This is a genomic window from Frigoribacterium sp. AC512, from assembly GCF_979258295.1.
Map to the genome: position 1 here is coordinate 2,675,248 of NZ_OZ409850.1, position 18,738 is coordinate 2,693,985.

20 protein-coding genes are annotated in these 18,738 nt (G+C 73.2%); 3 read left to right on the forward strand and 17 right to left on the reverse strand.

Going from position 1 to position 18,738, the window contains the following annotated elements; translation table 11 throughout:
- Positions 1-73: 73 nt before the first annotated feature.
- Positions 74-1,114, reverse strand: coding sequence for an EamA family transporter RarD (gene rarD, locus ACZZ97_RS12275; protein WP_463473339.1), 1,041 nt, complete (start codon positions 1,112-1,114; stop codon positions 74-76).
- A 161-nt stretch (positions 1,115-1,275) separates the two neighbouring features.
- The gene (gene groES, locus ACZZ97_RS12280) at positions 1,276-1,572 is read right to left on the reverse strand and encodes a co-chaperone GroES (RefSeq protein WP_123355202.1); all 297 of its coding nucleotides are present in this window, start codon (positions 1,570-1,572) and stop codon (positions 1,276-1,278) included.
- 141 nt (positions 1,573-1,713) lie between these two features.
- Between groES and ACZZ97_RS12285 the strand changes: the two genes are divergently transcribed.
- Positions 1,714-2,901 carry a THUMP-like domain-containing protein gene (locus ACZZ97_RS12285; protein WP_463473340.1) on the forward strand — a complete coding sequence of 396 codons (1,188 nt, stop codon included), beginning with the start codon at positions 1,714-1,716 and terminating at the stop codon, positions 2,899-2,901.
- A gap of 113 nt (positions 2,902-3,014) precedes the next feature.
- Here the strand turns inward: ACZZ97_RS12285 and ACZZ97_RS12290 are convergent, their stop codons facing one another.
- From ACZZ97_RS12290 to ACZZ97_RS12315, 6 genes are all read right to left on the reverse strand, one after another.
- Positions 3,015-3,980 (reverse strand): DUF4190 domain-containing protein, encoded by a 966-nt coding sequence (locus tag ACZZ97_RS12290; RefSeq protein ID WP_463473341.1) that lies wholly within the window; start codon positions 3,978-3,980, stop codon positions 3,015-3,017.
- A 165-nt stretch (positions 3,981-4,145) separates the two neighbouring features.
- Positions 4,146-4,520, reverse strand: coding sequence for a DUF4190 domain-containing protein (locus ACZZ97_RS12295; protein WP_463473342.1), 375 nt, complete (start codon positions 4,518-4,520; stop codon positions 4,146-4,148).
- Between the two features lie 101 nt (positions 4,521-4,621).
- The gene (gene tsaD, locus ACZZ97_RS12300) at positions 4,622-5,701 is read right to left on the reverse strand and encodes a tRNA (adenosine(37)-N6)-threonylcarbamoyltransferase complex transferase subunit TsaD (RefSeq protein ID WP_463473343.1); all 1,080 of its coding nucleotides are present in this window, start codon (positions 5,699-5,701) and stop codon (positions 4,622-4,624) included.
- Positions 5,698-6,219: a ribosomal protein S18-alanine N-acetyltransferase gene (rimI, locus tag ACZZ97_RS12305; RefSeq protein ID WP_463473344.1), complete on the reverse strand. Its 522-nt coding sequence runs from the start codon at positions 6,217-6,219 to the stop codon at positions 5,698-5,700. The genes tsaD and rimI overlap by 4 nt, the downstream gene beginning before the upstream one ends.
- The gene (gene tsaB, locus ACZZ97_RS12310; protein ID WP_463473345.1) at positions 6,216-6,890 is read right to left on the reverse strand and encodes a tRNA (adenosine(37)-N6)-threonylcarbamoyltransferase complex dimerization subunit type 1 TsaB; all 675 of its coding nucleotides are present in this window, start codon (positions 6,888-6,890) and stop codon (positions 6,216-6,218) included. The genes rimI and tsaB overlap by 4 nt, the downstream gene beginning before the upstream one ends.
- 186 nt (positions 6,891-7,076) lie before the next feature.
- A complete protein-coding gene (locus ACZZ97_RS12315; protein WP_314103869.1) occupies positions 7,077-7,823 on the reverse strand; it encodes an SDR family oxidoreductase in 747 nt (248 codons plus the stop codon).
- Between the two features lie 164 nt (positions 7,824-7,987).
- Between ACZZ97_RS12315 and ACZZ97_RS12320 the strand changes: the two genes are divergently transcribed.
- On the forward strand, positions 7,988-8,830 hold the full coding sequence (locus tag ACZZ97_RS12320) for a helix-turn-helix transcriptional regulator (RefSeq protein ID WP_192040743.1): 843 nt from the start codon (positions 7,988-7,990) through the stop codon (positions 8,828-8,830).
- On the opposite strand, the gene tsaE is transcribed toward ACZZ97_RS12320, so the two are convergent.
- The 5 genes from tsaE to glmS are packed head-to-tail and all read right to left on the reverse strand — an operon-like array spanning position 8,817 to position 14,021.
- Complete coding sequence (tsaE, locus tag ACZZ97_RS12325; protein WP_463473806.1) at positions 8,817-9,404, reverse strand: tRNA (adenosine(37)-N6)-threonylcarbamoyltransferase complex ATPase subunit type 1 TsaE; 588 nt, start codon at positions 9,402-9,404, stop codon at positions 8,817-8,819. The two genes, ACZZ97_RS12320 and tsaE, sit on opposite strands and share 14 nt — an antisense overlap.
- A 2-nt stretch (positions 9,405-9,406) precedes the next feature.
- Positions 9,407-10,624: an alanine racemase gene (gene alr / locus ACZZ97_RS12330; RefSeq protein ID WP_463473346.1), complete on the reverse strand. Its 1,218-nt coding sequence runs from the start codon at positions 10,622-10,624 to the stop codon at positions 9,407-9,409.
- Positions 10,621-11,709, reverse strand: a complete 1,089-nt coding sequence (gene alr / locus ACZZ97_RS12335) for an alanine racemase (RefSeq protein WP_463473347.1) — start codon at positions 11,707-11,709, stop codon at positions 10,621-10,623. Before alr (ACZZ97_RS12335) ends, alr (ACZZ97_RS12330) begins: the two co-directional genes overlap by 4 nt.
- Positions 11,706-12,131 (reverse strand): holo-ACP synthase, encoded by a 426-nt coding sequence (locus tag ACZZ97_RS12340; RefSeq protein WP_314102603.1) that lies wholly within the window; start codon positions 12,129-12,131, stop codon positions 11,706-11,708. The genes alr (ACZZ97_RS12335) and ACZZ97_RS12340 overlap by 4 nt, the downstream gene beginning before the upstream one ends.
- A gap of 30 nt (positions 12,132-12,161) precedes the next feature.
- The gene (glmS, locus tag ACZZ97_RS12345; RefSeq protein ID WP_463473348.1) at positions 12,162-14,021 is read right to left on the reverse strand and encodes a glutamine--fructose-6-phosphate transaminase (isomerizing); all 1,860 of its coding nucleotides are present in this window, start codon (positions 14,019-14,021) and stop codon (positions 12,162-12,164) included.
- A gap of 159 nt (positions 14,022-14,180) precedes the next feature.
- Here glmS and coaA point away from each other — a divergent pair, with 159 nt between their 5' ends.
- On the forward strand, positions 14,181-15,125 hold the full coding sequence (gene coaA, locus ACZZ97_RS12350) for a type I pantothenate kinase (RefSeq protein WP_314102607.1): 945 nt from the start codon (positions 14,181-14,183) through the stop codon (positions 15,123-15,125).
- Between the two features lie 43 nt (positions 15,126-15,168).
- On the opposite strand, the gene ACZZ97_RS12355 is transcribed toward coaA, so the two are convergent.
- From ACZZ97_RS12355 to rplM, 4 genes are all read right to left on the reverse strand, one after another.
- The gene (locus ACZZ97_RS12355; protein ID WP_463473349.1) at positions 15,169-16,206 is read right to left on the reverse strand and encodes a YdcF family protein; all 1,038 of its coding nucleotides are present in this window, start codon (positions 16,204-16,206) and stop codon (positions 15,169-15,171) included.
- Between the two features lie 104 nt (positions 16,207-16,310).
- Positions 16,311-17,672: a phosphoglucosamine mutase gene (glmM, locus tag ACZZ97_RS12360; protein ID WP_314102610.1), complete on the reverse strand. Its 1,362-nt coding sequence runs from the start codon at positions 17,670-17,672 to the stop codon at positions 16,311-16,313.
- Positions 17,673-17,695: 23 nt separating this feature from the next.
- Positions 17,696-18,181: a 30S ribosomal protein S9 gene (gene rpsI, locus ACZZ97_RS12365; RefSeq protein ID WP_123547710.1), complete on the reverse strand. Its 486-nt coding sequence runs from the start codon at positions 18,179-18,181 to the stop codon at positions 17,696-17,698.
- Positions 18,182-18,213: 32 nt separating this feature from the next.
- A complete protein-coding gene (gene rplM, locus ACZZ97_RS12370) occupies positions 18,214-18,660 on the reverse strand; it encodes a 50S ribosomal protein L13 (protein WP_146902850.1) in 447 nt (148 codons plus the stop codon).
- Between the last annotated feature and the right edge of the window lie 78 nt (positions 18,661-18,738).

Here is an 18,738-nt window from a genome sequence, read left to right on the forward strand (position 1 = left end):
CGACACTAGGTGGACGGTCCCCGCGATTGAGAAGAAACTAGGGGCGGAATGTTTCCTGCGTGTGTTCTCCCGGTCACCCTGCCGTTTCGTTAGCAATTCGTGACATCGACTCAGCACCTGCCGAGCGGTCGCCCCCGGGGCCGGCGTCACGTCCGCCCTCAGGGTCGGGGGCCAGTGCCGCCGCACGGTCGGCCTCGCGGCCTCGCGCACGACTCCGCCGGCTCGTCACGACCATGTCGGTCGTCAGCACGATCAGCGCGACCCAGACGATGGCGAACCCGATCCACCGGCTCGTCGGCATCTCCTCGTGCAGCAGGACGACCCCGACGACGAACTGCAGCACGGGCGCGAGGTACTGCGTCAGCCCGATGGTCGCCAGCGGCAGCCGACGTGCGGCGGCGGCGAAGAGCAGCAGCGGCACCGCCGTGACGATCCCCGAGCTGATCACCGTCAGCGTGTGCACCAGGCTGACGGAGCCGAACACGACGCCCCCGCCGATGCCCGTGACGGCCAGCACGACGAGCGCGACCGCCGCGAACGGCGCGACCGCCATCGTCTCGAGGGTCAGCCCGCTGACGGCGTCGACCTTGCCGCCCATCTGCTTCTTGACGAGCCCGTAGGCCCCGAACGAGAAGGCCATGATCAGCGACGGCCACGGCACCCCGCCCGTGCCCACCGTGATGACGACGACGGCAACGGCGCTCAGGCCGATCGCGATCCACTGCACCGGCCGGAGACGCTCCCGCAGCACCAGCACCGCGAGCAGCACCGTGACGATCGGGTTGATGAAGTACCCGAGGGCCGCCTCGACGACGTGCCCGGCCAGGGTCGCGACGATGAAGGTCGTCCAGTTGACGACGATGAGCACGCCCGCCAGCGCCATGGTGCCCACGACCCGGCCTTGACGCAGCAGCGCGAGGAACGCCGGGAACCCGCGGGTGACGGCGAGCAGCACGACGCAGAAGGCGAGGGAGAACAGGATGCGCCACGAGACGATCTCGAACGGCCCCGAGGGCGACATGAGCAGGAAGAACACCGGCAGCACGCCCCAGAGGCCGTACGCGCTGACGGCGTAGGCGAGGCCGCCCGACGAGGAGGTGCGGGTGCGGGTCACGAGAGCGCTCTGCGGTTCACGGGTCGACTCTAGGGCGGGCCGCCGTCGTCGGACACGGCCACTCCTGCCACGCTGGCTCGCTCCGCTGCCGTTCCCGGCCGGGGACGACGAAGGCCCCCGCCTGGGCGGGGGCCTCCGGGTGGAGCAGGTGCGTCGTCTGCCTAGCGGACGATGACGGCGAGGACGTCGCGCGCCGACAGGACGAGGTAGTCCTCGCCGGCGTACTTGACCTCGGTGCCGCCGTACTTGCTGTAGATGACCTTGTCGCCGACGGCGACGTCGAGCGGCACGCGGTTGCCGTTGTCGTCGATGCGACCCGGTCCGACCGCCACGACCTCGCCCTCCTGGGGCTTCTCCTTGGCGGTGTCGGGGATCACGAGGCCGGAAGCCGTGGTCTGCTCGGCTTCGACCTGCTGGATGACGATGCGATCTTCGAGCGGCTTGATGGAGACCGACACGGTTGACCTCTGCTTTCTCGGAACTTCGTAGAACGTGGGCTGGCACTTGCCACGTGCGAGTGCCAGAACAACTGTAGAGCCGAACTGGCACTCGGTCAATCCGAGTGCCAGAGTCGGTCGGCGATGGGCGAGACTGGTGTCATGGACACTGCTGAGCTCCTCGACGTGCTCTCGCCCGAGGGGCTCCGACTGCTCGACTCGCTGCCCCCCTGGAGCGCGTCCGACGACGTCGTCGGCGCCGTCGCGGCGCTCCGCCGGCAGGGCCACTCGCCCTCCCTGGTCGCCGCCGTGCTGAGCCAGTCGCGGCTCCGGGCCAAGGCCGTCGCGAAGTTCGGCGACTTCGCCAGCCGCATGCTCTTCACCGAGGCCGGTCTCGAGCAGGCCACGCGCCTCCCCGTCGCCGCCCGTCACGCCGGCCGCTACCGGGCCGCCGGGCTCGGCAGCGTCGCCGACCTCGGCTGCGGCATCGGCGGCGACGCGCTCGCGCTGGCCGCCCTCGAGCTCGACGTGCTGGCGGTCGACCGCGACGAGGTCACCGCGGCCGTCGCCTCCTACAACCTCGCGCCCTGGGCTTCGTCCCGCGTCGTGCACGGCGACGCCGCGACGGTGGACGTCGGCGACGTCGAGGGCGTGTTCCTCGACCCGGCCCGCCGCACGGCCGGCCACGCCGCGACGAGGCGCCTGGCCGACCCGGCCGACTGGTCGCCCTCGCTCGACGTCGCGTTCGGCTGGGCCGAGCGCCTGCCCACCGGGGTCAAGCTCGGCCCCGGCGTCGACCGCGAGCTGCTGCCCGCCGACGCCGAGTGCCAGTGGATCTCGGTCGACCGAGAGGTGGTCGAGGTCGGCGTCTGGTTCGGGCCGCTCGCCCGCCGCGGCGTGGGCAGGGCAGCGCTCGTCGTGGGCGCGCGCGGCACGGCCGAGCTGACCGCTCCCGCCGACTCCGACGACGTCGAGGTCGGGGAGCTCGGCGAGTACCTCTACGAGCCGGACGGAGCCGTCATCCGCGCCCGGCTGATCGGCGACCTGGCTCGGCGGCTCGGGGCGAGGACGCTCAGTCGCGACATCGCCTGGCTCACCTCGGACGAGGCGGTCGAGACGCCGTTCGCCCAGGTGTTCCGCGTGGTCGAGACGTTCCCGCTCGACGAGAAGACCCTCAAGCGCGAGCTGCGCACCCGCGGCATCGGCCGGCTCGAGATCAAGAAGCGCGGCGTCGACGTCGACCCTGCCGCGTTCCGCAAGCGGTTGTCGCTGCAGGGCACCCACGCCGCGACCCTGGTGCTGACCCGGGTGGCCGGCCGCCACACGGCGCTGCTCTGCGAGCGCATCTGACGTCAGGCCGTCCCGGCAGCCGACCGTCCTGACGGCCCGCCTGCCGGACGACCTGCCCCTCTGAGGACCTGCCCCAGGAGGCGCGGGTCAGGACCCGTCCGAGGAGGCAGGGGTCAGGACTGCCCGTAGCCGCCGTCGAAGGTGCCGGACGACCCGCCGGGCATGCTCGCGAAGAAGACGATCAGCCCGATCCAGATGATGACCGCGAGGGCGATGCCCGCGTAGCCGACGATGAGGCCCGGCAGCCACAGCTTGCGCGACTGCCGCTCACGCCGACCGGCGATGTGGCCGAGCACGACCGCCGCGATCGAGAACACGACGCCGACGCCGACGGTGACGATGACCCCGAGGAACCCCACGATCGACGCGACGAGCGACAGGATGCTGAGGACGCTCGAGGGCTTCGTGGCACCCGCCGAGGCGTACGGCGAGTACGCCGCCCCGTAGGGCTGCTGGGGGGCGCCGTACTGCTGCGGCGGGGCTCCGTAGGGCTGCTGCTGCGGGGGCGCGCCGTAGGGCTGCTGCGGAGCTCCGTACTGCTGTGGTGCGGGAGCGCCGTACGGCTGCGGGGGCACGCCGTACTGCTGCTGCGGCGGGCCGCCGTAGGGCTGCTGCCCCTGCTGGCCCGGCTGCCCGTAGACGGGCCGGGGAGGAGCCTGCGGCGCACCGTACGGAGCCGACGCCGGAGGCTGCGGCGCGCCATACGGAGCCGACGCCGGAGGCTGCGGCGCGCCATACGGAGCCGACGCCGGAGCCTGCGGCGCACCGTACGGAGCCGACGCCGGAGCCTGCGGCGCACCGTACGGAGCCGACGCCGGGGCCTGCGGCGCACCGTACGGAGCCGACGCCGGAGCCTGCGGCGCCGAGGACGCTGCGCCAGGCGCGACGAACGGGTGGTGCGAGGGCTGGGGCGCGGGCGGCTGCGAGGCGGCGCCGGGGAAGGCGGTGGGCGGCAGCGGCGGCGACGAGGCAGGTCGGTCGTGGTCGCCCGACGAGGCAGGCGCGTGCTCGCGCGACGGGGCGGGCGCAGGAGCCGAGCCGGGTGCCGGCTGCTCGGTGTTCGGGTCGTCGGTGGCCATGGGGAGCCTTTCGCGTGCGGGGCTGCTGCGGACGAGTCGTGCGGTCGGCACGCTCAGGATGCGGGAACGGGGCCCGCGCCGGTGGGCGCGGACCCCGTCATGCTATCCACCGAGTCGAGGAGCCGATCCAGGACCCGGATCGCGGGCACGAGGCCCACGGATGTCTCAGTAGGTCTCGTACTCGCCGAGACCTGCCGAGGCGGCCGCCGCGAAGAAGACGACGAAGATGATCACGAGGATGATGCCCAGCGCGATCGCGGCGTAGCCGAGGATCGTGCCCCACAGCGCCATGCTGCGGCCCTCTTCGCCGGTCTTCTTGATCTGGCTCAGCGAGATGTGGCCGACGACGATGGCGCCGATGCTCGCGATGCCCGTGAAGAAGCCGGCGATGCCGAGGATCAGGGCGACGAGGGCGAGCGAGTTGCGCTGGGCCGGGGCGCCGTAGCCGCCGTTCGGCGCCGGGGGTGCCTGGTACGGGTTCTGCTGGTAGGCGTCCTGCTGGTACGGCTGGCCCTGGGGGGCCGGGTTCTGATCGGTCATGTCCGGGGTCTCCTTGGTCGTGAGGCCCCCACCTTAGCGCGAGGGGCCAACGACGGCTCGGCAGCGCACGGGGGCTGTGGACGGCGGAGGCGCGGCGCGCGTCAGACCTGGACGACCGTCACCGGCAGCGTGGAGTCCGCCCCGAAGTCGAGCGGCGACGGCGCCCGCCCCCGGGAGACGAGCTGTGCGCCGAGGGCCGCGATCATCGCGCCGTTGTCGGTGCAGAGCGACAGGGGCGGCACGCGCAGCTCGACCCCGGCTGCCGCACAGCGCTCCTCCGCGAGCTGCCGCACGCGCGCGTTGGCGACGACGCCCCCGCCGAGCAGAAGACGGGGCACGCCGAGCTCGACACAGGCGTCGAGCGCCTTCGTGAGCAGGACGTCGGCGACCGCCTCGCGGAAGCTGGCGGCCACGTCGGCGACCGGCACCTCCTGCCCCTCGTCGCGGCGGCGTTCGACCCACCGGGCGACGGCGGTCTTGAGCCCCGAGAACGAGAAGTCCCAGCGGTGGGCCGCCCTGTCCTTCGGCAGGGTGAGCCCGCGGGGGAACCGGATCGCGGCCGGGTCTCCCCCGACGGCGACGCGGTCGATGTGCGGCCCGCCGGGGTAGGGCAGGCCGAGCAGTCGGGCGACCTTGTCGAATGCCTCGCCCGCAGCGTCGTCGATCGTCTCGCCGAGCAGCTCGACGTCGTCGACGAGGTCGCGCACGTGCAGCAGCGAGGTGTGGCCGCCCGAGACGAGGAGGGCGACGGTCGGCAGCTCGAGGTCGCTGCCGTCGTCGCGCAGCACGTCGGCGCCGACGTGTCCGACGAGGTGGTTCACGGCGTAGAGGGGCTTGCCGGTGGCGAGCGCGAGCGCCTTGGCCGCGCCGACCCCGACCATGAGGGCGCCGGCCAGCCCGGGGCCGCTCGTGACGGCGATCGCGTCGACCTCGTCGAGCGTCAGCCCGGCCTCGGCGAGCGCCGCTCGCAGGGCGGGCTCCATCGCGTCGAGGTGGGCGCGGGCGGCGACCTCGGGCACGACGCCTCCGTAGCGGGCGTGCTCGTCCATCGACGACGAGATGACGTTGGCGAGCAGCTCGGTGCCGCGCACGATGCCGACCCCGGTCTCGTCGCAGCTCGTCTCGATGCCGAGCACGACGGGGGCGCGGAGCGGAGCCGAGGAGGCGGTGGTCTCGGTCACGGCAGCTTCTCGCTCTCGGTCGTCTGGCTCGTCGTGCCCGCGAGCTCGGTCGTCGTCGCCGGCACCCGCAGCCGCATGACGACCGCGTCGACGGCGTCGGGCATGTAGTAGCGGGGGCGCACCGCGATCGCCTCGAAGCCGAGCGACTCGTAGAGGCTCTGCGCCCCGGGGTTGTCGGCACGCACCTCGAGGAACACCTCGCGGACGCCGCGACGCCGGGCCTCGGCGATCATCTGGCCCATCAGCGCGCGTCCGAGCCCCGAGCGCCGAGCCTCGGGCAGCACGGCGATGGTCTGCACGTCGGCGTCGGGAGCGCCGGGCAGCACCATGAGCCCGCTGTAGCCCACGATGCGGGCGTCATCGGCATCGGGCGTGGCGACGAGGTAGAAGCCGTCGCGGGAGGCGAGCTCGTGCGCCATCCCCTCGCTCGACCAGGCGTCGTTCACGAAGACCGACGTCTCGATCGCCATGACGGCGTCGAGGTCGTCGACGGAGGCGCGTCGCAGCCGGAAGCTCACTGGCTGACCGTCTTCGGCCGGGCCGCCGGCGTGACGTCGGGCTCACGCAGGTACAGGGGAGCCGCGTCGGCGAACGGACGGCCGTGCTCGAACAGGCGCTCGGCCAGCATGCCGAGCGCGCCGGCCGAGACGACGGTGTCGTCGGGGTCGGTGCGGGGCCAGGTCGAGGAGGCGCCGGTCGCCTCGTCGAGGAGCGCCGGCACCACGAGCGCCGGCCCCCCGACGGACACGGGGAGGCCGTCGTCGTCGAGGCCCGACCACGCCGTCCAGGCCAGCTCGCGGCGGCGCGCGTCGGTCACGACCACGAGCGGGGAGTCGAGACGACCGCCGGCGTCGGAGACGGACCTGCCGGCCTGCGCGCTGAGGCGCTCGAACGCGACCGCGTCGTGGCTGCCGACGGCGAGGCAGGGCACCCCGGCGCCGAACGCGTAGGCACGGGCGGCGACGATGCCGACCCGGAGACCGGTGAACGGGCCGGGCCCGACGCCCGCGACGACCGCGCTGAGGTCGCGCGCGGCGACGCCGGCCTCGGCCGTGACGGCCTCGATCAGCGTGCCGATCACCTCGGCGTGCCGACGGGTGTCGGCGACGGACCGCTCGGCGAGGACCCCGCCGTCGCGGTCGACGACGGCGACGGCCGTGCCGGCGGAGGTGTCGATGGCCAGGATCACGAGGTCAATCGTAGGCGGTGCCGCCGACGCGGCCCGCGCCTCCTCGCCTCGGATCGGACGCCCCGCGCAGCAGGACTCAGGACGACGACCACGACGGTTCCTGAACCGTGCACGGCTCAGGACCGCGAGTCCCTCCCCTGCGCGGATCAGGACGGATGTTCCTGAATGAGGAGGGGGACGGCGAGGTCAGCGGTGCTGCGAGAGGAGGGCGAGCACGTCCGCGTGGCGCCCCTCGGCCTCGGCGTCGCGGAGGAACCGCACGCGCTGGACGAGCACCTCCTCGACGTCGGGCTGCTGCTCGAGGATCCGTACGGTCTCGTCGAGGAACTCCTCGAGCGGCATGGCCGACTCGTCGTCCTGCTGGCCCATCAGCGTCGTCTGCACGGCCGGCGGCACGAGCTCGACGACCTGGAGGGGCGTGTCGGCCCACTGCACGCGGAGGCTCTGGGTGAACGAGTGCACGGCGGCCTTCGTGGCGGAGTAGGTCGGAGTCACGGGCAGGGGCACGAACGCCAGGCCCGACGACACGGTCATCAGCACGCCGTCCGGCTTGGCCGCGAGCCAGGGGCCGAACGCGGCGGCGGTGCGGATCGTGCCGAGCAGGTTCGTCGTGACGATCGACTCGGCGACGTCGAGGTGGGCGGGGTCGCGCAGGTCCTCGGGGAGCATGATGCCCGCCATCGTGACGACGACGTCGAGGTCGGGGTGCTCGCGGGTGACGGTCTCGAACGCCGCGCGGATCGACTCGGGGTCGGCCACGTCGAGCTCGACCGCGTGCACGCCGGGGTGCGTCGCGACGATCTCGTCGAGCAGCGCGCGGCGGCGTCCGGCGACGACCACGGTGTCGCCGCGGGCGCTCAGGCGCTCGGCGAGGCCGAGGCCGATGCCCGACGTGGCGCCGGTGATCAGGACGGTGTTCCCGGTGGTCTTCATGGTGTCTCCTCGGTCGTGTGGCCCGCCGGTGTCGTCCGGCGGCGTCGGGGCCAGGGGCCCGTCGCCGTCCAGCCTGCGCCGCGCCTCCCTGCCCGGGAAGGGAGCGCCGATCGGGGGAGCGCCGGTCCCTGGTCCGCGCCGCCGCCAAGGGCGAGGATGGGCCCATGGACCGTCCCGGACTCGCCGAGTTCCTCCGCGCACGCCGCGAGGCGCTGCAGCCCTCCGACGTCGGCCTGCCCGCCGGCGCCCGTCGTCGCACCGCCGGCCTGCGACGGGAGGAGATCGCCGCGGTCGTCGGCATGTCGTCCGACTACTGGGCCCGCCTCGAGCAGCGCCGGGGGCCGCAGCCCTCCGACCAGATGCTCACGGCCATCGCCCGCGGGCTGCGCCTCGACCTCGACGAGCGCGACCACCTGTTCCGCCTCGCCGGCCACGAGGCTCCCCGCCGCGCACGCCGCTCGCCGCACGTCAGCCCCGGCCTGATGCGCGTGCTCGACCGCCTCGACGACACCCCGGCCCTCGTCATCACCGAGCTCGGCGAGACGCTGGCGCAGAACAGGCTCGCCGCCGCCGTCTTCGGCGACGGGCTCGGCTGGACCGGCCTCGACCGCAGCGGCATCCACCGCTGGTTCGCCCACCCGGAGGCGCGCGGCCAGTACCCGGAGCACGACCACGAGCACCAGGGCCGGCTCCAGGTCGCGCAGCTGCGCGTGGCCGCGTCGATGCCCGATCCCGATCCGCTGGCGGCGCGCGTCGTGGCGAGCCTCCTCGCGTCGAGCGACGAGTTCCGTCGCTACTGGGACCTGCAGGAGGTGGGCAGCCGCTTCGACGAGCACAAGACCCTGCGGCACCCCGAGGTCGGCGAGATCGAGGTGCACTGCCAGGCGCTCTTCACCGAGGACCAGTCGCAGGTGCTGCTCGTGCTCACCCCCGTGCCCGGGTCGGGCGCCGCCGAGGCGCTCGGGCTGCTCGGCGTCGTGGGAGAGCAGCGCTTCAGCCGGTCGTGAGCCGGACGCCCTCCCAGCGCGGGCCGTGCGCCGTGATCGTCAGGCGGCGCGGCTCGTCGGCGACGTCGTCGGGATCGGTGTCGGCGAGGGTGTCGGGGTCGACGAGGCCGTCGGGGCCGGGGAGGCCCTCGGGGTCGCTGCCGTCGTCGCCGAGCCCGCCTCCCGCTCCGGTCGGGCGCTCGATCACGACGTCGAGCCACGACTCCGCCACGCCGTCGAGCAGTCCGGCGCCCCACTCGACCACGACGACCGACCCCTCGTAGTCGAGGTCGAGGTCGTCGAGCTCGTCGGCGCCGCCCAGCCGGTACGCGTCGACGTGCACCAGCGGCACGCCCGAGGCCGTCGGGTGCGTGCGCGCGAGGACGAACGTGGGGCTCGCCACCTGGCCGCGAACCTGCAGCCCGGCGCCGAGGCCGCGGGTCAGCGTGGTCTTGCCGGCGCCCAGCGGCCCCGTCAGCACCAGCAGGTCGCCGGCACGCAGCAGCCCGGCGAGCCGGCGGCCGAGCGCCTCCGTCGCCTCGGTGTCGACGAGGTCGCCGGCGAACAGCACCCGGCCCGCAGGAGGCGGGGGCACGGTCACGAGGACGCCCCGGCAGCCGTCCCGCCGGGCGCGGTCGCGGGCGCCGTCGCGGGCGCGGTCGCGCGGGGGTCGACTCCCCCGCCGGTCCTGCCGAGGTAGTGCCGCGGCACGCGCGCGCCGATGCGGCACGAGACCTCTTCAGGGATGCTGTCGGTCAGGTCAGCCCACTCGCCGATGGTGAGCTCGCCGTCGTCGCCGGGGCCGAAGAGCAGCACCTCGTCGCCGACTTCGACCACGTCGTCGCCGACGTCGACGAGGAACTGGTCCATCGCGACGCGGCCCACGATCGGGTGCCGTCGGCCGTGGATCGTCACCTGGGCCCGCTGCTGCGCACGCCGACTCACACCGTCGGCGTAGCCGAGGGGCACGAGGGCGAGAGTGGTGTCGCGCTCGGCCCGCCAGGTGTAGTCGTACGAGACGCCGGTGCCGGCCGTGACGCGCTTGACGCGCACCACGCGGGCGCCGAGGGTCAGCACGGGGCGGAGCCCGCGGTCGGCGGCGGTCACGCCCTCCGTGACGGGGTTGCCGTAGCCGTTCGAGCCCATGCGGACCATGTCGAAGCGCCGCTCGGGGTGCTCCATGCCCGCCGAGCTGGACGACATGTGGCGCTTCTCGAACGTCGCGCCCAGCGCCTCCGCGTCCTCGAGCGCCTTGCGGAACACGAGGGAGGCGGCGTGGTCGTCGGCCTCGCTCGTCTCGGACACGTGCGAGAACGCGCCGCGCAGCCGCACCGTGCCCTCGTCGCGCAGCTCGACGGCGCGCGCGACGAAGGCGGGCCAGTCGGCGGGCAGGCAGCCCTCGCGGTGCAGCCCGGTGTCGATCGTGAGGTGGACGAGCGCCTCGTGGTCGGGGCCCGCCGCCCGGGCGGCGGCGGCGAACGCCTCGAGCTGCTCGAGGGTCGAGACCCCGAGGTCGACCCGGAGCCGCACGGCGGCGTCCCAGTCCTCGTCGGGTCCGAGCTGCCACGCGAAGAACGACGCCTCGTCGCCGACGCCCGCCCGGCGCATCTCGTACGCGGGCTGCGGCTCGACCGTGCCGAACCAGCGGATCCCGGCGGCGAGCGCCTCGGGCACGATCACCTCGGCGCCCAGCGAGTAGGCGTCGGCCTTGACGATCGCGAGCACCTCGACCGGCGCCATGCGCTCGATCAGCGAGGTCAGGTTCGCCCGGTAGGCGGCCAGGTCGATCGTCGCGCGGCGCATCCAGGCCGTCATGCGGTGCTCCTCGGGAGTCGTGCGGACAGCGAGGCGACGACGTCCCAGGTGATGCTGCCGGAGGCGCGGGCCCAGTCGTCGGCGCCCTGTCGCCCGAGCGCCGGGTCGCCGAACACGACGACCTCGTCGCCGACCTCGACCGGGTCGTCGCCGACGTCGATCACGAGGGCGTTCATGGCGATGCGACCGCGCACGCGGTAGGTCCGCTGCCCGATCGTCACCGACGCGCGGTCGCTCGCGGCGCGGTCGATCCCGTCCGAGTAGCCGACAGGGACGACGGCGATGGTGGTGTCGCGCTCGGGCCGGAAGAGGTAGCCGTACGAGACTCCCTCGCCGGCCGGGACGCGCTTGGTCGAGGTCACCGGGGCGGTCATCGTCAGGGCCGGTCGCAGCCCGAGGTCGGCCGACGTGCGGTCGGGGAACGGGCTCAGCCCGTAGGCGGCGAGCCCGAAGCGCACCATCGTGCCGTGCGAGCCCTCGTAGTGCAGGGCGGCCGCCGACGCCGCGAGGTGCCGCAGCGGCGGCTCGATCCCCCGCTCGCCGAGGGCGGCGGAGGCACGGAAGAAGGAGGCGAGCTGCAGCCCGTCCTCCTCGGGCGACGTGTTCGAGAGGTGGCTCATCAGCCCCTCGACGGGCAGCACGTCGCGCAGCTCGGCGGCCCGGTCGAACAGGGCAGGCCACTCGGACTCGACGGCCCCGTTGCGGCTGAGCCCGGTGTCGACGCAGAGGTGGACGGCGCGGACGCCTGCCGCCGCGGCCGCCTCGAGCTGCGCGAGGTCGGAGACCGCGGGCGTCACGTCGTGCCGGGCCGCCTGCTCGAACGTCTCGCCGGGCGCGTGCAGCCAGGCGAGCACCGGCGTCGTGATGCCCGCGCGGCGGAGCTCGAGGGCCTCGTCGAGGTCGGCTACGCCGAGCCAGTCGACACCGGCGGCGGCGAAGGCACGGGCGCTCTCGACCGCCCCGTGCCCGTAGGCGTTCGCCTTCACGACGACCATCACGAGGGCGGAGCCCGCCCTCTCGCGGAGCACGCCGACGTTGTGGGCGAGGGCCGCCGTGTCGACGGTCAGCCGGACGTCCTGCGTCACGCGCCCACCGCCTCCTCGTCGGACGACCGTGCCGACGGCGCCCTGCCGGGCTCCGGCCCCTCGGCGACGACGTACGCGACGGCGACGCCGCCGTCGTGGCTGAGCGACAGGTGGAGGCGCGTCACGCCCCGCGAGTCGGCCAGCGACCGCGCTCCCCCGGCGAGCACGAGGCTCGGCGCCCCGTCGGGGTCCGACTCGACGACGACGTCGTGCCAGCGCACCCCGGCCGAGCCGCCCAGGGCCTTGATCAGCGCCTCCTTGGCGGCGAAGCGGGCGGCCAGCGACTCGACGCGACGGGGCGAGCCGTCGCGCAGCACCTGCTCTGCCTCGCCGAACAGGCGGGAGCGAAGAGCCGGCGTGCGGTCGAGCGAGCCCTGGAAGCGCCCCAGGTCGACCACGTCGACCCCGATGCCCACGATCACGATCTGCGGGGGTGTGTCATCGGCGGCCCGCTACTCGACGGTGACCGACTTGGCGAGGTTGCGCGGCTGGTCGACGTCGAGGCCCTTGGCCGCGGCGAGCTCCATCCCGAAGACGTGCAGCGGCACGACGGCGAGCAGCGACTCGAAGAGCGGCGCGGCCAGCGGGATGTGCAGCACCTCGTCGGCGAACGGCAGCACCGCGGCGTCGCCCTCCTCGGCGATCGCGATGACGCGAGCACCTCGGGCGCGGATCTCCTGGATGTTCGAGACGACCTTCGGGTGCAGCGAGCGCGGGTCGCGGGGCGACGGCACGATCACGAAGACGATCTGGCCGGGCTCGATCAGCGCGATCGGGCCGTGCTTCAGCTCGCCGGCGGCGAAGCCCTCGGCGTGGATGTACGCGAGCTCCTTGAGCTTGAGGGCGCCCTCGAGGGCGATCGGGTAGCCCACGTGGCGGCCGAGGAACAGCACCGACCGCGTGTCGGCCATCCAGCCCGCCAGGGTGCGGATGCGCTCGGACGACTCGAGCACGCGCTCGATCTTCTCCGGGATGGCCTGCAGGTCCGTGACCTGCGCGGCGATCTCGTCGGTGCTGAGCGTGCCGCGCAGCTTCGCGAGGTGCAGCCCGAGCAGGAACAAGGCCGTGCCCTGCGCGACGAACGCCTTGGTCGACGCGACGGCGACCTCGGGGCCGGCGTGCGTGTAGATGACCGCGTCGGACTCGCGCGGGATGGTCGAGCCCTGCGTGTTGCAGATCGACAGGACCTGCGCGCCCTGCTCACGGGCGTACTTGACGGCCATGAGCGTGTCCATGGTCTCGCCGGACTGGCTGATCGAGACGACCAGCGTCTTCTCGTCGAGCACGGGGTCGCGGTAGCGGAACTCGTGGGCGAGCTCGACCTCGACGGGCACGCGGGCCCACTGCTCGATGGCGTACTTGCCGAGGATGCCGGCGTAGGCGGCGGTGCCGCAGGCGATGACGATGACGCGGTCCACCGTCGCGAGGCGGTCGGCGACGGCGTCCAGCTCGCGGAGCGAGACGACGCCGCCCGACACGCGGCCGAGCAGGGTCTTCGCGACGGCCTCGGGCTCCTCGCTGATCTCCTTCGCCATGAAGCTGGACCAGCCGCCCTTGTCGGCGGCCGAGGCGTCCCAGTCGATCTCGAACTCGCTCGTCTCGACGGGGGCGCCGTCGAAGTCGACGACCTCGACCGAGTCGGGGCGGATGGTGACCAGCTGGTCCTGGCCGATCGACATGGCACGGCGGGTGTGCGCGACGAACGCCGCGACGTCGCTGCCGAGGAAGTTCTCGCCGTCGCCGAGCCCGATCACGAGCGGCGAGTTGCGGCGGGCGCCGACGACGACCCCGGGCTGGTCCGCGTGCACGACGAGGAGGGTGAAGGCGCCGTCGAGGGTGGCGACGACGGTGCGCAGCGCCTCGGCGAGATCGCCGGTGGCACGGTAGGCCCGGGCCACGAGGTGCGCCGCGACCTCGGAGTCGGTCTCGCTGAGGAATTCGACGCCTTCGGCGAGCAGCTCGGCCTTGAGCTCGGAGAAGTTCTCGATGATGCCGTTGTGGATGAGGGCCAGCTTGCCGTCGTCGGCGAGGTGCGGGTGCGCGTTCTCGTCGGTCGGTCCGCCGTGCGTCGCCCAGCGGGTGTGGCCGATGCCGGTCTGGCCGTCGCGCAGGGGGTCGGCCTCGAGGTCGTCGACCAGCACCTGGAGCTTGCCGGCCTTCTTGCGGCTGTCGAGCGCACCGTCCGCGCCGATGACGGCGACCCCGGCCGAGTCGTAGCCGCGGTACTCGAGCCGCTTCAGGCCGCCGAGCAGCACCTCGACGCTCTTCTCACCGGCTCCGGCAGAGCCCACGTATCCCACGATTCCACACATGCAGACGATCCTAGGGCGTCGGCGCCGGTCGGTCGGCGAGGCCCCCGGGCGTGGCCCGGCGGAGCCCGGGGAGACGCCCGACGAGCCCTCGCGAGGCGGCCCGGCCGGCCCCGCGGCACGCCCGGGTGCGCCGAGCGGCCGACCGGGTAGCCTCGGGCCATGGCCGACGCGAGCTCCCCGACGACCCACGCGACGCCGTTCGTCGAGATCCACCGCGACGCGTGGGCCGACCTCGCCCCGGCGACGCGCCTCCCGCTGACCGAGACGGAGATCGTCCAGCTCCGCGGCCTCGGCGACCGGCTGGACATGCGCGAGGTGCAGGACGTCTACGTGCCGCTCAGCCGCCTCCTCAACCTCTACGCCGCCGGCGCGCGCAACCTGCACCGGGCCACCAGCGACTTCCTGGGCGAGCGGGCGCAGCGCACCCCGTTCGTGATCGGCGTCGCGGGCTCGGTGGCCGTCGGCAAGTCGACCGTCGCGCGCCTCCTGCGCGAGCTGCTCAGCCGCTGGGACGACACGCCCCGCGTCGAGCTGGTCACCACCGACGGGTTCCTCTACCCGAACGCCGAGCTCGAGCGCCGCGGCATCATGGACCGCAAGGGGTTCCCGGAGTCGTACGACCGCCGGCACCTGCTGCGCTTCGTCTCCCAGGTGAAGAGCGGCGCGGAGGAGGTGCGGGCGCCCTTCTACTCGCACACGAGCTACGACATCATGCCGGGGGCCGAGGTGGTCGTCCGGCGTCCCGACATCCTGATCGTCGAGGGCCTCAACGTGCTGCAGCCCCCCGTCGCGGGGCGGCTCGCGCTGAGCGACCTCTTCGACTTCACCGTCTACGTCGACGCCCGCACGAGCGACATCGAGAGCTGGTTCGTCGACCGGTTCCTCGCGCTGCAGAAGAGCGCCTTCACGCAGGAGCGCTCGTTCTTCCACCGCTTCGCCGACATGGACGAGCCCGAGGCCCGGGCCTTCGCCTCGACCGTGTGGCGCTCGGTGAACGAGCCGAACCTGATCGAGAACGTCCTCCCGACGCGGTCACGCGCCACCCTGGTGCTGCGCAAGGCCGCCGACCACAAGGTCAGCTCGGTCCTGCTCCGCAAGATCTAGGCCCGAGGAGGCGCGGGCCGACACCCTGGGCCGCCGCCGGTCGTCACACCGGCAGGAACGACGCCACGGCCAACAGGGCGACGAACACCGCGATCGACGCGACGGCCACGCCGTTCAGCCGCCGGTGCTCGACCATGATGGCGACGTACTCCCTGAGGAACGCGCTCGGCACGTAGTACGCCGCGGTCGGGGACCCGACCACCTGCGCGTCGCTGCCGACAGCCCGTGCCAGCAGGGCCGCGCGGAGCACGTGGTAGTCGTTGGTGACGACGAGCGTGCTGCCCTCCAGACCAGCCGCCCGCTGCACCTCGCGGGAGAGCACGAGGTTCTCGCGGGTGCTCGTCGAGGCGGTCTCGGGGTGCACGTCGGCCGGGTCGGCCCCGTGTGCCAGCAGGTACTCGGCCATGGCCGTGCCCTCGGGCCGCGGCTCGTCGGCGCCCTGACCTCCCGACGGCACGAGCAGCGGCCGCGCCGCGCCCTCGGGGACGGCACGGTAGATCGCGAGGGCCTTGTCCAGCCTGCTGCGGAGGAGCGGGGGCACCTCGCCGCGGACGAGCCCCGAGCCGAGCACGACCAGCGCGTCGGGACTGTCGGTGTGGCGGTACCGGCTGTACACGATCGAGTAGAGGCCGAAGGCGGCGAAGGTGGCCGCGGCGTAGAGGCAGGCGAACACGATCAGCACTCCGAGCGCGATCGACATGGTGACGACGCCCGAGGGCAGCTCGGTGCCGGCCGGGACGAAGATCAGCGCCACGGAGGCCGGGGGCAGCACCAGGAGGGCGAGCCCGGCGAGGAGCGACAGCAGGTTCCCGAGGCTGCGTCCCTCCCGGCGGGACATCGTGACGCCGTTGCCGACCAGGAACCCGGCGAGCACCAGCACCAGCACGCCGGCGAGCCCGGCCCCGGCGAAGACGAGGAGCTGGAGGAGCGCGCTGGCCGCGGCGAGCTCGAGCACCCCCGCGAGCAACAGCGAGCCCAGTGCGCCCACCAGGAACACCCCGTTACGGAGCCGACGAGCATCGCGGCGCCGGCTCACGACGTAGAGGACGGCGAAGACGACAGCCGGCACGAAGAGGGTCATGTGCCCATCGTGCCCGCACCGCAGGCACGATGGGACCGCGACTCGGTCAGGACCTCGACACGCTCGAGACGTGGGCCCGGTCGCTCCCTCGACGCAGCGGATCGCTACAGGGCGAGGCGCTCGCGCACGACGTCGGCGAGCGCGTGCGCGACGCGGTCGGCGGTCTCCTGGTCGGCGGCCTCGACCATGACCCGGACGACGGGCTCCGTGCCCGACGGGCGGAGCAGCACGCGACCCGAGTCGCCGAGCTCGCGCTCGAAGGCGGCGACGGCCTCGGCGACGCCTTCGTCGCCCGCCAGGCGCTCGCGGTCGACGCCCTTCACGTTGATCAGGATCTGGGGGAACACCGTCATGACCTGGGCCAGCTCGGCGAGGGTCTTGCCGGTCTCGGCCATGCGCGCCACGAGGGACAAGCCGGTGAGGATGCCGTCGCCGGTCGTCGCGTAGTCGCTGAAGACGATGTGGCCGGACTGCTCGCCTCCGAGCGTGAAGCCGTGCTCGTTCATGTCCTCGAGCACGTAGCGGTCGCCGACGCGGGTCTGGCGGACGGTGATGCCGTGGTCGGCCATGGCCCGGATGAGCCCGAGGTTGCTCATGACCGTGGCGACGAGCGTGTCCTTCGCCAGCTTGCCGTGTTCTTTCTGGGCGACGGCGATGATCGCCATGATCTGGTCGCCGTCGACGACCGCGCCGGTGGCGTCGACCGCGAGACAGCGGTCCGAGTCGCCGTCGTGGGCGATGCCGACGTCGGCGCCGTGCTCGAGCACGGCGGCGGCCAAGTTGTCGAGGTGGGTCGAGCCGACGCCGTCGTTGATGTTCATGCCGTCGGGGTCGGCCCCGATCAGGGTGATGGTCGCGCCGGCGTCGGTGAAGACCTCGGGCGACACGGCCGACGCCGCGCCGTGGGCGCAGTCGAGCACGACGTGGATGCCGTCGAGCCGGTTCGGCAGGGCGCCGAGGAGGTGGAGGACGTAGCGGTCCTCAGCGTCGGCGAACCGCCGGATGCGACCGACGTCGCCCCCGACGGGCATCAGCTGCGGCTCGCTCATCGCGGCCTCGATGCGGTCCTCGACCTCGTCGGGCAGCTTCGTGCCGCCGAACGCGAAGAACTTGATCCCGTTGTCGGGCGCGGGGTTGTGCGAGGCGCTGATCATGACGCCGAAGTCGGCGCCGATGTCGTCGACGAGGAACGCCGCCGCGGGGGTCGGGATGACCCCGGCGTCGAGCACGTCGACGCCGGAGCTGGCCAGGCCCGCCGAGACGGCGGCGGTGATGAACTCCCCCGAGATGCGGGGGTCGCGGGCGACGACGGCCACCGGCCGCCGGCCCTCGGCACGACGCGCCTCCGCGTGGTGCCCCTTCGTGAGCACCACCGCGCTCGCCTGGGCGAGGCCCAGGGCGAGCGCGGCGGTCAGCTCACGGTTGGCGAGGCCCCGAACACCGTCGGTACCGAAGAGTCGCGACATCGCGGGCCTGCCTTCGTGTGTTCTTAGCGCTTCGAGAACTGCGAGGCCTTGCGGGCCTTCTTCAGACCGGCCTTCTTGCGCTCGATGACGCGGGCGTCGCGCGTGAGGAAGCCGGCCTTCTTGAGCGTGGCGCGGTTGTTCTCGCGGTCGATCTCGTTCAGCGTGCGGGCGATGGCGAGACGCAGGGCGCCCGCCTGGCCCGAGGGGCCGCCGCCGGTGACCTTGACGGTCACGTCGTAGGCGCCGAGCAGGTCGAGCACCTTGAACGGGTCGTTGATCAGCTGCTGGTGCAGCTTGTTCGGGAAGTACTCCTCGAGGGTGCGGCCGTTTACCACGAAGGTGCCGGTGCCGGGCACGAGGCGCGCGCGGGCGATGGCCTCCTTGCGGCGGCCGACGGCCGAGCCGGAGACGTTCAGGACGGCGCGGGGCGTCGCCTGGGCCTCGGGAGCCGAGCTCTCGGTGGTGAAGCTCTCGGGAGCCTGGTCGATGGAATCTGCGATCTGAGCCACTGTGTGGGGGTCCTTAAGTCTGAAGGCGGACGCTACTGGGCGACCTGGTCGAGGGTGTAAACCGTGGGCTGCTGAGCAGCGTGGGGGTGCTCGGCACCCGCGTACACCTTCAGCTTCTTGATCTGGGCACGGCCCAGCGAGTTCTTCGGCAGCATGCCGCGGATGGCCTTCTCGACGGCACGCGTCGGGTGCTTCTCGACCATCTCGGAGTAGGTCGTCGCCGTCAGGCCGCCCGGGTAGCCCGAGTGGCGGTAGTAGAGCTTCTCGGCCAGCTTGGAGCCGGTGAGGGCCACTTTGTCGGCGTTGATGACGATGACGAAGTCGCCCATGTCCATGTGGGGGGCGAAGGTCGCCTTGTGCTTGCCGCGCAGCAGGGCTGCCACGTGCGAGGCCAGACGGCCGAGGACGACGTCGTTCGCGTCGATGATCAGCCACTGCGGCTGGACGTCAGCCGGCTTGGGGGAGAAAGTGCGCGTCACAGTAGTGCTGCTTCCTGGTCGAGGTGAGGTGTCCGTGAATCCCGCTCCGTTGCCGTTGTCGCGACGATGTCGCGAGAA